Source organism: Microbulbifer echini (assembly GCF_041447225.1).
GTDB classification, from domain to species: domain Bacteria; phylum Pseudomonadota; class Gammaproteobacteria; order Pseudomonadales; family Cellvibrionaceae; genus Microbulbifer; species Microbulbifer echini.
The window spans coordinates 1-15,399 of sequence record NZ_JBGMEL010000026.1 but is presented as its reverse complement, the minus strand read 5'-3'; the positions used below and the strand labels follow the sequence as shown (position 1 = coordinate 15,399).

At 39.5% G+C, this 15,399-nt stretch carries 2 protein-coding genes; both read right to left on the bottom strand.

The annotated features are described in order from the left end of the window. Position 1: 1 nt before the first annotated feature. Entirely contained in the window at positions 2–3,391 is a 3,390-nt protein-coding gene (locus ACCI51_RS18075) for a non-ribosomal peptide synthetase (RefSeq protein WP_371844821.1), read from the bottom strand. Then, positions 3,388–14,322, bottom strand: coding sequence for an amino acid adenylation domain-containing protein (locus ACCI51_RS18070; RefSeq protein WP_371844820.1), 10,935 nt, complete (start codon positions 14,320–14,322; stop codon positions 3,388–3,390). The genes ACCI51_RS18075 and ACCI51_RS18070 overlap by 4 nt, the downstream gene beginning before the upstream one ends. Positions 14,323–15,399: the final 1,077 nt, after the last annotated feature.

Genomic DNA, 15,399 nt, shown 5'->3' with positions numbered 1-15,399 from the left:
TTTAAAACTCCAACTCATCCAGTGACTCATTCGGTAACGCTGATAATTCAGCCGAGAGTTCCTCTTGAGAAACAATTTGCTTAATCAGTTGAGCAAGCGATCGTAATTCACTTCGCTCAAATATATTTTTGATTTGCAGCTCAACATTAAATAATCTTTTTATTTCAGAAATTAATTTCATTGCCAATAAGCTTTGGCCACCCAAATCAAAAAAGTGTGAGTTAGCGCCTATCCTGCTTAAATCCACCCTCAATAATTCCGACCATATTTCTGCCAATGAATATTCGAGATCATCTATCAGAGGTTCTAGGCTAACTTGCTCGATTCCAAAGTCAGGTAGAGATTCCGTGTCGATTTTTCCATTTTTGGTAAGTGGGAGGTCTTTCAAGAAGATGTATGTACTTGGCAACATATATCGAGGAAGAATTTGTGAAGCTCTGAACTTCAATTGCTCTAAAGTGATTGTTTCATCCGCAACAACATAAGCACCTATTCTTTTATCTTTATTAGCCTCATCAATTATTTGACTATAACAAGATCGTATACCAGCGAGACCAGCAATAGCCTCTTCAATCTCACCCAAATCAACTCTAAACCCATGCACCTTCAACTGACGATCATAACGACCAAGGAAGATAAGGTTTCCATCATTTTGATAACGTACTAGATCACCCGTTCGATACAGCAATTTATTGAGCCACGGGGACTTGACAAAAACTTCAGTAGTTTTTAAGGGCTGGTTATAATAGCCTGGTGAAATACTCGGTCCAGACAAGCACAGCTCACCAACACAACCAGGCAGCACGGGCTTCAGTCCTTCATCAAGGATATAAGTGCTTATATGTGGCAGAGGTTTACCGATTGGAATTCCTAATGGAAACTCTTGGTCTTCGGGTATCTCATAGGATGTTGCAACCACTGTACATTCGGTTGGACCATAAGTATTTATGATTTTTACCTGTCCTTTAAAATACTGATTCCATCGATTGAGGGCTGGCAAAGACATTGCCTCACCACCCAGTACAATAGTTTTTAGCTCTGGCAAACTTGGGATATCATCATTGCCTATTTCTCGAACTAGATAATGCCAATAGGCAGTTGGCAGGCTAACAAAAGATATTTCTTTTCTTTGTAAATACTCCCAAAAATACACCCCGCCAGAAAGTATCTCTTCATCTCTCAGAACCAGGCAATTTCCACCTGAGTAAGCTAGGCAAAATTCTTCAACGAAGATATCAAAAGAGGGAGATGAGAACTGGAGAACTCTTTCATTCTCACCGAGACTATAGCTTTTTCGTGCCGAATCAAGATAGCTTGACAGATTTCCTTGTGTAGTCATAACTCCTTTGGGTTTACCTGAAGAACCAGAGGTATAACAAATATAGGCTAAGGATTCAGGCTCAGCCCTGGAGCCAGGGCTAAAGTTCTTTTGCTGACTATTAATAATGTCAGCGGTCTTCATGCCATCAATAGATAGTATAGATAAATCTGGAAATCTGCCTTTATATTCGTTAAGAGTAAGTACTTTACTTAAATTTGCATCAGAAGAAATCGCCTGAATCCGTTCTAGTGGGTATTCACTGTCAATTGGCAGGTATGTTGCTCCTATTTTCCAAAGAGCCAATATAGCAATAACTAGCTCCTGAGATCTTGGCAGACATATGCCAACAACATCTCCTGCAACTACCCTATTAGTTGTTAAAAAGTTAGCAAACTGATTAGCTTTGTTATCGAGCTCTTGATAGGTCAACACAAAATCATCAGCGCCCATTAACGCTAGTTTATTTGGTTCTGAGTATACACACTGGTGAAATTGCTCAATTACACTCTTCAGAGACTTGGATTTTTTTTCTTTTGAACCCCAATATTCCAAACAAGAAAGGTCATCCTCTGAAATGGTGTTCAAATCCATTAAGGACATATTTGGGGAATCTATAAAGGACTGTATAAGATGAGAAAAACGTTTTGAAAAACTAACTATTGTAGACTTATCAAAGATATCTTTATTATACTCCCATCCAAGCATTAACCCATCATCGACTTCAATTATACTCAAAGTGATATCAAGCTTGCTTAGTGGAAGTTCAGGATTTATATATTTAGATTCCAAATTGGGAGCAGAAAAACAACCATTATCATTGCTCTGCAGAATTAGCATAACCTGGAATAGTGCAGAATAACTCATATCGTTATCGACACCTAAAGATGACATCAACTTCTCAATCGGAACTTGCTGATGAGAGAATGCATCCAGCACTAACTCTCTACTTTGCTCTAAAATATCAATAAAACTTAGAGTACTATTGATACGTGAGCGAAGAATTAAAGTGTTCAAGAAATACCCAATAAGTGGGTTTAGATCATCTTTCTCCCTACCCGCAGTTGGCGTCCCTATCACTACATCATTTTGATTACCGTGGAGATGTATTAAAATTGCAAAAACAGCATGTAGCCCCATAAATAAAGTGGCATTATTTTCACGGCAGGTTTGAACAAATAACGATTTTAATTCGGCACTTATTTGACTGCGATATACTCCTCCATGATATGACTGTATTGCTGGCCTTGACCTATCGAGTGGAAGGTTATGTATCTCCGGTATACCCTCCAATTGCTCTACCCAATAACTTACCTGGCTAAGATATTCAGGGCTCTCAATTTGTTTTTTTTGCCAGTGGGCATAATCTGAATACTGTATGCGTAATGGAGGAAGCTCCACTCTATCTCCAGATAGATACGCATTATAATAGTGGTTTAATTCATTTAGCATCACTCCCATCGACCAGCCATCACTGACTATATGATGCATGCTATAAATTAAAATATGCTTCTTCTCAGATATCTTAATAAGCTTTACGCGCAGCATTTGATCTGCTTCCAGGTCAAATGCTATTTTGCATTCAAGTTTAAATATGGAATCAAGCTTGGAATCTAGTGTTCCATCAGATATCCCGCTTAAGTCAACTTCGTTTATTTTAAAGGAATCCGAGCGCTTAACCACCTGATAAAAGAAGTCGTCTTCATTAAAAAAGTTTGTATGTAGTGAACCATGTCGCTCATAAATCTTCTGAAAAGACCAATTTATTGCGTCCTTTATCAGCTCACCTTGGATCTCTTGGGCACCAATCATATTGAACAGAGATAGCCCGGGCTGCATTTTATCGATAATAATCAGTCGCTGCTGTTGAAGAGTCACAGGTGCAAGCTGATTATTACTAGTTATACCCAACCTAATGTAGTGAGCAATTATCTCTTCTTTTGTTTCTTTGAGTTTAAACTTTATTTCCGAAGTGATTTCATCCTTGTTACCCCGAACCCGAAGCTGTCCATCATCCAAGCTTATAATAATTCTTTGTTCTTTTAACTGAATCAGAAAATTAAACAGGCTCACAACTCAAACTCCTCTATGCTCTCTGCAGATTCCACTTCTATCGACGAAAGATTTTGTATTCTTTTAACATCGGAAAGCTTTGTAGATTTATCACTTTGTATACTTTCAATATATGCAGATAAGTTTGACAAACTACTTAACTCAAATATCTTCTTCAGGGAAATAGTAATGGAGAAAACCCTCTCAATAGAATTCACTAATTTTATTGCCAAAATCGAGTGTCCCCCCAGTGCAAAGAAGCTATCATTTACACCTATATCATCGAGTTTCAACCGTAGCAGTTGTGCCCAAATTTTTGCCAGTTCAATTTCTATGTTTGTAGCAGGCGCTATATATTCTGCCGCATCTATAATCGATGGTATTGGCAGAGCATTTTTGTCTAGTTTGCCATTTATAGTTAAAGGTAACTTCCCTATAACTGAATAGGCAGCAGGCAACATATATGAAGGTAATTTTGAGGCTAATTCAGATTGAATGATACGAATATATTCATCAGTATCGAACTCGCTATTTAAGCAAATATATGCAACAAGTTGGCCAGGAAATTCATCCCTAGTGACTACAGCTGCTGCTTCAATTTCATGCATGCCCAATAATATGGATTCGATTTCACCTAGTTCTATTCGAAACCCTCGCAATTTAACTTGCTCATCAATACGACCTAGGAATTCGAGCTTACCATCAGCAAGTTGGCGTACCATATCACCAGTTCGATAGAGTTTTTCGCCAGTACAAATCGGATTATCTATAAATCGCAATGCATTTTGATCGGGGCAACCGTGATAGCCTCTAGCCAATCCTAACCCGCCGATATAAAGCTCACCAACGGCTCCCGGTGGCACAGATCGCTGCATATCATCAAGTACATAACAATAGGTGTTAGCTATAGGTCTTCCAATAGTTAGCTTATTGTCTGTTCCGGTATACCGCTCTCTGACAGCCGTTACTGTACATTCAGTGGGGCCATACAAATTGAAGAATTTACGTCCCTGAGACCAATATTGTACAGTTTTAAGTGGACAAACCTCACCTCCAACACCAATCATCTTTAACGATGGGAGTTGCTGCTCTTCCTCAGCGGCAAGAACTGCTGCCGGAAGGATAGCGTGAGTGAGCTCATGCTCCTTAATAAATGTAGTGACACTTGAGTGAGTATCAGCCAGATAGATAGCTGCTCCAGAATTTAATCCACTAAACAGTACGCTAGTTGCAGGATCAAAATTGAACGACATGCAATGCAAGATTCGATCTCCAGCACCTAACTCATAATCAAGTATTTCAAATTCATTTACATTCAATAAACTACGGTGCTCAACCATTACTCCTTTAGGAGTACCAGTCGAGCCGGAGGTGTAGATCAAATAAGCTAAGTGGTGGCTATTATATAAACTCAGTGGCTCTTCGTTAGGAAATTCTGATAAGGTGTGTTCATCCAGCCAGATTATGCTGGTCAAGCTGCCTTTTAGCACCTCCTTACTATGACTCTCACCCAATATTAATTTAACCCCACTGTCTTCGAGCATGAATGCTAATCGAGTATTAGGATATGCAGGATCTAGCGGCACATACGCACCGCCTGCCTTCAGAGTAGCAAGTAATGCGATAATTAAACTGGGGCCTCTTTCAAGACACAGCCCCACCCTATCCTCTGGACCTATGCCTTTTTTACGCAGTAAATGGGCTAACTTATTAGACTGGGTATTCAATTCTCCGTAACTGATTGACTGACCTTCCCATATAAGCGCTGGTAAATCCGGTTGTCGTTTAGCTATTTTCTCAAACTTGCTTTGAACTGGTCCTTCAGGTAACGACATTTCATTACCCTTCAAGATATTTTCCGCCGCTGAATCAATAAGCGGTAGATCTATAAGTCGACTGTTCTTGTGTGTAGGAAGACTAACCAACAGCCTTAAAAGCTGTTTAGCTAATTGCAGAATATGATCTTCCTTAAATAGTGCACTGTTATAGATAAGTTCGAATTCAATTCCGGATTTATTTTCACAAACATTTAGACAGAGCTCGAATTTTGCCTGTATCAGTCTGCGCTCTAACTCACAGACAGTTAAGCTAGGTAATTGAAGCGCAACTTTGTCTGTATTATCCATCGTGAACAAAATCTGAAACAATGGGCTATATTGTGTACTGCGCTCCGGGTTGAGACGCTCTACTAAGTGCTCAAATGGTATATCTTGGTTGTCCTGGGCTTCTAAATTTACTCGCTTAATCTGTTCTAAATAGCAAGGTAAATCTTGCTCTAGATCACAGTCAACACGCAAAACTAATGTATTAACAAAAAAGCCTATCATCCTTTCTAGATCTTTATTCCGACGTCCTGCTACAGGAGTACCAACAACAATATCTTGTTGATTGCTATGTCTAGCAACTATTAAAGAAAAGGCAGCGTGGATAAGCATAAATAGAGTTACATCCTGCTCAAGAGCAAATGCCTTTAGCATCTCGCTCTCAGCTTTCTTTAGACTCAGTGATGCCTTCGCACCTTTTTGCCCTATTTTACTGGGGCGCGGAAAGTCCAAAGGTAGGTTATGAACAGGAGGAAGATCTTTAAGCTGCTTATCCCAATACCCTAGCTGGCTAAGGAAATTTTCTTCAGAAGACTGCTGTAATTGCCAATGAGCGAAATCTTCATACTGAAATGATAAGGGAGGTATGTAATTTTTTTTATTTAATAAAACTGACTCATATTGTAAGGAAAACTCTTCCAGTAAAATCCCAACAGACCAACCATCCGATGCAATATGATGCATACTTATGAATAGAATACCTTCACTATCTTTAATTCGGATAAAACCCGCTCGCAGCATTAAGTCATATGACAAATTAAAGGATTGAGTTTCTTCACTCTCCAAAAGACGTTCAATTTCGGAATTCTGTTTTTCCCCATTCACCCCCCTTATATCCATGCGTCGAAGGTGGAAAGATTCCGCCTCTTTTACATATGGTTCAACGCCTTGGCCATTATCTATAAAGACGGTACGTAAGCTATGATGACGTGAAATAATACGGAAAAATGCTTCTTCGGCAGCTAATTCAGAAAAATTCCCCTGTACTAGAAAAGCACCTGACAAGTTATATTGACTGCTTTCCCCTTCTAAACTGTCTATAAACCACAAACGTTGCTGGGAAAAGGACAGTGTCTTACGACCTTCCGATAAAGAAATAATATTGTGGTGCGTTATTTTTTGCTTTGAAGAGCTAATTCGCTCAGCCTGTTCTGATAGCTCAGCATATTCAAATACCTCTCGTATTTCTAATTCAACATCAAATTCATTGCGCACAGCAGTTGCGAGACGTACTGATAGCAATGAGTGCCCTCCCAGGGCAAAGAAATGTGCATTGCGACCTATTTTGCTTATCGGTATTCGCAACAAGTCAGCCCAAATTTTCACAAGTCTAAGCTGAATATCTCCTTGAGGGGGTTTATAGTGTGATCCAGTTGGTGCGCGCTCTGGCTGAGGAAGTGATTTTCTATCCACCTTTCCATTGGCGGTCAGAGGGATTTGATCAAGCTCCATATAAAATGAAGGCTGCATGTACTCTGGTAACCTTTCTCTAAGATACTGCCTCACATCATCCAAAGAAGTTTCATTTTGTCCTTTGTCAAGACAAACATAAGCAACCAGGTATGTATCCTCCAAGTCATTTGAGCACATATTGACGACAGCCGATTTTACTTTTCCAAGTGTTAATATCTGCTGTTCTATTTCTCCTGGCTCTATACGAAACCCGCGAACTTTAACCTGATCATCAATCCGCCCGAGGTATTCAATTTCATCACCAGCAATTCTTCTAGCCAAGTCGCCAGTTTTATAGAGCCGTATTTCTGGAATAAGTGGGTGCTTACAAAATCGCTCTGAAGTCAATACATCTCTGTTAAGGTATCCTCGCGATACTCCATTCCCCCCCACATACATTTCTCCTATTGCACCAGGAGGCAGTACATTCATTGAGCGATCAAAGATATACAGGCTTAAATCACTAATAGGTGATCCAATTAAACTACCTTGCGCACTTTCTATATCTTTAGTTCTTATTATCCGGCTAGTGACATGAACAGTCGTTTCAGTAATGCCATACATATTCACCAGCTGCGGAGAAGTATCGCCACGATGAGAAACCCACGGCTTTAAGGCCGCCAAATTTAATGCTTCGCCACCAAAAATGACAAAGCGAAGAGATAAGGGGCTTCTATGGGCCTCATCAATGTGGGCCAGTTGATAAAACGATCCCGGAGTCTGGTTCAGAACAGTGACTTGCTCTTCAATGAGTAACCGGTAGAGATCGTCATAAGAGCGAGATGTCTCTTGAGAAACAATGACTAACCGTCCTCCATAGCTTAGCGCTCCCCAAATTTCCCATACTGAAAAGTCAAATGCATAGGAGTGGCACATTGTCCAGACATCATCTGGGCAGAACTGAAACTGCTCATTTGTCGAATTAAATAATCGAACAATATTACCATGCTCAACTAGAACTCCCTTGGGTAGGCCTGTTGAACCTGACGTGTAGATAACATAAGCAAGAGATTCCGGTTTCAACTCACCTGTATCAAGATTCTCTTTAGAGTAGTTATGCAATTCTTCCTGAACTCTACATGAATCCATCCTAATTATGTCGAGATCAGCTATTTCCTGAGCCAGAGGAATTTCTTGATCCGAAAGCATTAATTCAAGTCCGCTGTCTTCAATAATATGCCTAACACGGACTTCAGGGTAATTAGGATCTATAGGTACGTAGGCGGCACTAGCTTTTAAGATGGCCAGTAACGCCACAACCATATCGGTTGAACGCTCTAAGTAAACTCCAATCAATACTTCTGTGTTGGCACCACGCTCTTTTAAGTAGCGGGCCAACTGATTGGCTCGAGTATTTAGCTCAAGGTAGGTAAGCTGATTTCCCCCACAAGTTAAAGCAATCTCATCTCTTCGAAATTCCACCTGCTTCTCAATTAGATGATGAATACAATGTTGAGCTGGATATCTCAGAGGTACAGTAGTTTCACCTAGTAAAGATTCAAATTGATCTTCTTTTGACAGAAGTGTCAAAGAAGATAGTGTGATTTCAGAACCCTGACACATCGTAATAAGTAGATTCTGATAATACTCAGAGATATTTTTTGCTAGTTTATCGTCAATTTTATCTTGGTGATATTTTAAGCTAAGTGTAACTTTATCACCCATTGTTACCACTAGCGCAAGCCCATAATTGGTTTCCTCGAAACTTTTTGCTTCGATTAACTGGATTTCTCTAGTACTTTCACCTTTAAATAAACTAGACGTTATGGGGTAGTTCTCAACTACGACTATGCTGTCAAATAGGGAATTTCCACCGTTTAAATTTGCCGCTTGTGAAATTTCAGATAGGGGAAGGTAGCTATACTGTTCTCTTTTAATATGCGCGGATTGCAACTCTCTTAGCCATGCCCCCAATTTCTGATCCTCCGCTAACCCTACACGACTAGGTATAGTATTTAGCAAAGGGCCTACAATGTTTTCCACACCCGCTAAATCCGCTGGACGTCCAGATACCGTTACTCCAAAGATAACTTCCTCGTCATTACTATAGCGGCTCAGTAAAAGAGCCCAAGCTCCTTGAATAAGGGTGCTAAAGGTCACCCGACAATTTTTCGCTAACTGGGATAGGTTTTGCGCCTTTGATTTTGTTAAAACCGAGTTAATTTCAAATTTTCTATTTTCACTTCCTAAAGATTTGAGATTTGGCAATGCTGTTGATGCATTTATACCACCTAGTTCCTCCTTCCAGAAATGATTAGCAGATGCCTTGTCCTGACAGGAAAGCCACTCTAGATAGACTTTATAGGTATAAGAATTGCAATGAACTAAATCAATCTTTTCCGATAAGTTTTGGTAGTTATCAACCAGTCTATTGAACATTAATGATGAAGACCACCCATCACAAGTAGCATGATGTTGCGTCCATAATAGCTGATATTGGTTCTTCCCTAAGTACCAAAAAGCAATACGTATTAGGGGAGCGATTTCTATATCAAAACCCAAAGATTTATCGCGGTTTTTGAACTCTTCGATCAGACTATTCTGTGATTCACTATCTAAACTTGAAAGATCTTCAAATCTCCATGGCAAGATAGCCTCTGATTGGACCAGCTGGTATATCTCTCCATGTTTATCCCTCATAAATTGGGTACGAAGAATGCCTTCTGCATCAAGTAATTTCTGACAAGCCTGCTCCATTAGAGTGGGATCTAATTTACCTTCCAGTTTTAATATTTTCTGACTTACATATGCCTCAGTCTCCAAATACCCATGAAATAGTAAGCCGCTTTGTATACCAGTTGCAGGATATAGATCGTCGATATTGTTAGATATTTGCCAATGGTTTAACTGGTCTTGACTCAACTTGGCTGGACAATTATCTTTCCCAAGTAAAGGGAAATCTGAAACCGTTAAGTACCCACCGGATTTTTTGCAACAATGATCTGTCACTTCCTCTATAGATTTACATACAAGTGCACATAGGCTATTTATATTTTCTAAATCGTAATTACCGTCTAAAAAGCGAAGCTCAAAAGTTAACTTGCCCTTATTGATAAGCGCATTAAAAATTAGAGCGTGGGACTGCGGGCGCAAAGGGCTTACCATATCTCCGGGGCAATCTAACATCGAAAAGACATGCTCGTTGTTAACTACCTGATCAAACTGCCCTAGATAATTAAATAGTATTTCTGGCGTTGGTAAATTCTTAAGTTCTGGAGCTTCACTCAAATACTTAAGCACGCCAAATCCAATACCCTTTTCTGGCACCGATCTAGAAGACTCTTTTGCAGAAAATATGTGGCTCTCAATACTTTCACCATCAAAATTAATGGTGAGGGGATACTCTACAGTGAACCAGCCAATCGTACGCGAAAGCTCCAAATCGCTATTTAAACCCTCTCTACCATGACCTTCCAACGTTAGCGTTAGAGATTTCCGACCGTCCCATCTATTAAAAGCTCTAGATAGAGCTGCCAAAAGTAACTCATCTGTTTTGGTATGGTATGCCTTATTTGACCCACCTATAAATTTCTCAGTACACTCTTCACTGACACTGAATTTTATTATAGAAAATTCTTTCAGCGGTACCGGTTCTCTGGGCGATAGCCCACTGATTTGTTCCAGCCAATATTCAACTTCGCTTTTCAGCTTTTCCGAGGAGGCATAAAGATATAAATATTCGGACCACTTTTTATAAGAGGTTGTTTTAGGAGGCAGATACAACTCTTGACCCTGCCTAAATTGTCTGCTTAATTGCTCTATATCTCCCAGTAGAACCCGCCATGACACACCATCAACCACACTGTGATGGGCAGTTAATAACAATCGATTTAACCCAGTAGGCAGGATAAACAAAGCAGCCTTAAAAAGCGGCCCAACATTCAAATTAAAACTGCGCTGGAGCTTATTTACATGCTCTTCAATGTCGGACTCTTCACATCTTATTACTTCAATGGATTTATCTGCCAATTGTTCTGTATGTGGTCCATATTTCGCTCGCCAAAGCTCTCCCTCTCGAGCAAATACGAGACGCAAAGCATCATGACTAACATAAAGTTTATCAACAATAAGATGCAACAAATCTATATCCAGCCATGTTGGAGACTCCAATAGCAACGACTGGTTGTAGTGATTTAATTCTGTCGATATTTCGAAGAAACGATGATGGATCGGCAACAGCTTAACTGTTCCTACCCCTTCCTTTTGTAAGTCAACTACTTCAATTTGCTCTATTTTGTCGGCGATTTCTCTCAGACTCGGAGTATCGAATATATCTTTAACTTTAAATACCATCCCGACTTCACGTGCGCGTGACACACACTGAATAGCTAAAATAGAGTCACCACCCAATTCAAAAAAATTGTCGTTGACTCTGATTTCTTTTGTGTCAAGTCCGAATAAGCCTGCCCAAATTTTAGATAACTCATACTCAACATCGGACTTTTTGATTTTTTCAGCTGAAGTATTTTCATAGCTTTCTGGATCTGGAAGGTTTTTACGATCAATTTTTCCATTAGTCGTTAGAGGTAATTTTTTCATCACACAATATTGTGATGGCAGCATATGTGGAGGTAATAATTTCTTAAGAGAGCTATCTATTTCTTTAAGGACATTGGTTTTTTGGGTATCACTATTTAAAATCAGGTATGCAATTAGTCGTGATCGACCATTATTTTCACATTGTGTAACTATCGCAGCAATATCTACAGCTGGTAGATTGCTTATGGCCCTCTCAATCTCCTCTAACTCAATGCGATAACCTCGTATTTTTACCTGATTATCCTTTCTGCCAACAAAAATGATATTCCCATCTGGCAGGAACCGCGCTAAATCACCTGTTTTATACAGCTTTGAGTCTGCGCGTCCTGACTGCGTATCTGGCTGAAATTTTTCAGACGTTAATTTCGCCTGACGATGATATCCTCGCCCGACACCATCGCCACCAATATAAAGCTCTCCTACCTCACCAATTGGCAAGTGCTTATTATTATAATCCAATATATATGCAGTGCGATTTGGTAATGGCCGACCTATTGGGATTTGATCTGCAACTTCCTCACCACTTATCTGATAGGTAGTACATCCTATGGTCGTTTCTGTAGGACCATAGTGATTAATGACATGGCATTTTTTTGTAAATACAAGCGATCGGATCTTATTGTACAGGCTTGGGGAAATGACCTCTCCACCTATGAAAAGCCAAGAACAGTCAAATTTATCCTTTAGCATTTGAGGGGTAAATAAAGCATCAAAATGGCTAGGCGTGATCTTTAATAGGTCAATTTTACTTTCTTTTAAATATTCACTTAATTCATCACTCTGCATTACAATGGTTTTATCTAAGATGTAGATACAACCACCATTAACGAGGGACAAATATAAGGATGTATTACCAAGGTCTGTCGCTATACTTGAGAGCACCGCGTATCGCAGGCCCTTGGGGAGTAAATATCTAGAGCGGATTGCACTCAGATAGCTAGCTAATTGCGCATGCTCGGTCAATACACCCTTGGGACGCCCTGTAGAACCAGAGGTATATATCATATATACCAAGCTCTCCAGCTTCGCTTCACAAGTTATCGCTGTATCTTTATAAGATTTAAGTGCTTTCTCTACCTCTTGAGAATCAAGCACTAGCTGCTCTATTGCCTGGAAATTAAGCCTACTCGAAGTTTCCTGATCGCATATTAATACTTTAATTTCGCTATCCTGGACAATAAACTCTACCCTATCTTCCGGAAAGTCCAGATCTATGGGGACATATGCTCCTCCAGCTTTGATCACTCCCAGTATTGCAACCAACATCTCAATTGAAGGAGATACACAAATACCCACAAAGATTTCTGAACCTACTCCCAGATCGTGCAACATTCTAGACAGCTGGTTAGTCCTAGCTTCCAATTCGCCATAAGTTAAACTAAAATCGCCACAAACTACCGCAATTTTGTCTCTATGTGAGTCAGCATGTTTAGAAAACTCTTCAACAACTGACCTAAGTGGAGGTAGCGTAAAAGATTCTTTTCCGCTATATTTATTTAAGAGTGAATTTTCATCCCTTGAGATAAGGTCTACTTCAGAAATCGACTTGCCTAATAATTTAGGCACTTCTCCAGATAGCTGAACTAATTTTTCCAACAATTGTTCTGCGACCTGATCGTCGTAAAAACTCAAATTGTATTCCAGCTGAAGCTCTAGGTTTTGCCCTCCTCCAAAATCAATTAAATTTATACTTAATGGGATCTGCGAGTAACCACTAGTGCAATAATTTGAGTAGGCCTCAATGCCATCAAAACTAGAGTTATAGTCAATTTTCAAATAATTAAAGTTAATATCATATATTCGCGATCTTGCTTTTGCCGATAAATTAAGATCCCTATTAAGGTGGCTAATTGGATATCTTTGGTGGCGTAGATCCTGTCGCTGAGTGGCTGCGATTCCATAGATTAGATTTTCTAAGGTACAAAGAGGGTTAAAGTTCAGCTTTAGTGGAGTCGTGCTTGCAAACATTCCAATTATTTTTTTATACTTTGCATTACCTCTATTGTGTACCGGCATTCCCAGTACAATTTCTTCCAACTGAAATACTCTAGAAAAGTACACATATACCGCTGCGATTATTAACTGTTGTGGCGTTACTCTTAGTTTTTTTACAGCGCGAGCTAAAGATTTACAGCTATCTTCAGAAAATTTCTTTGACACCTTGCGACTTGGTACTAATTCTCCAGATTCATGTTCACTACGAACCATCCTTGACAACAAAGGTTCAGGGACTGTAGTAAATTTTTCTATCCAATATTTTTTGCTTTGTGAATACTTACTACCGTCTTGATACTTAATATCCTCAATAATTGTGGGCAAAAATTGCTCAACATTAAATTGACCAAAAAAATCTGAACGGTCAATTTTTGTTACACTTTCAGAGTAAGTTCTCCCCAACACATTCAAAAGGTTACTGCCACCCCAACCATCTAGAACGAGATGATGTCCAAACGTAATTAACCAGTGCTCTTTTTCACTTAGTCGAAGTATTTTCATTGCCACTAGGCAATCTATTTCTATTGAAAATGTAGTTTTGAAGTGAGACTCTAAATATGACTTCGCTGACTGCTCTGGATCATCATCATTTGTAAAGTCAATTAGCTCCAAATCGCGAGCTTTTCGTTCAGTAATAAACTGGACAGGCTTTTCATCTTGCACTTTAAAGTTGAGAAGAAACGCATCATATTTAGTAGAAAGTTGTGAATATATTCTTCGAAGTAAGGGCACATTTAGCTGCCCCCTAAGTACTGTATAGCCACATATATTATATAGAGGACAATCAGGTAACTGTTGCTGGTGATAAAATACATCTAACTGCGACGTGGTGAGCGGATGAAATATTTTTGACTGGGTACCCAATGAACCTCTCCTTGTCTTCACTCTAGAACCTCGATAACTCATTACAGCTAGCGAAGGAATATGCCAACTGCGTGGCACTTTATATTTATTTAAACAATTCGCATATTTGAATGGCTGATAGCAAGATTTGCAAGATTATTTCGATTTCTTTGCGAGAAATATTGAAAACCTCCCTCCTGGAGTTTTCTTTACGTAGTACCAAATAGGGTAAATAAAGGCCTACACTTAGCGTGAATGCCCACATTAGCCGCCAATCATCGCTAATGACACTACAAAACCACAGATTGAGGAACTTAAAATGTGGGCTTAACCTTTATTAAGCTGGGCTGCGATTAACCACCACGCTGCCAAGTTTAAACTCTACCCAAACATGAACCCACCAAAAATCAAATTAACTTGCTTAAATTTCTGAGATCTATTCATTAACCATATAAATTCGTTAAAAACAATGACCAAAATAAAATTAGTGAAAGTCATTAATGAATGGAGCTAATATTAATTTTTAATATAGAAGTATGGACGGGGGGACCAAATAGTTTACAAACTAAACATAATTACTAACTCTGTGAATAAAGCCCACCCTCCCGCCAAGACTAAACTCTGCTTTCTGGTCAACAAGTAGGTCAGGTGCAGTCACGTGTGAACAGATTTTCTAACCCCTATTAAGTAACCTCTGAATAATTCCGTTATCCCGAACGGGTCTTGTACGTTACAGGCGTTATAAGTTACTCACCTCTAATGGCTTTAGCCTTTTGTAAGAGCAGCACTTTAGCAAATACGATCCACTCCACTCTTTTGAGGTTCTCAGGGAGTTATTCCGGGACCAGTTAATGTCTTTTGAGGTCACTTACCGAAGATTCGTCCTGGTGAAGTGGCTGATAAACAAACAAGAAACGCTTATTTATTGATCAACCAGGGCGAAAAATTACTATTTCCTCATTTATCGGCTTAATTTGTGGATTCACAAAATAAGATCTTGACGTCACATGGATTATCATTAAGATACGCAGCTCTTGACACGGGGTGGTTAGCTCAGTTGGGAGAGCGACGGCCTTACAAGCCGTAGGTCACAGGTTC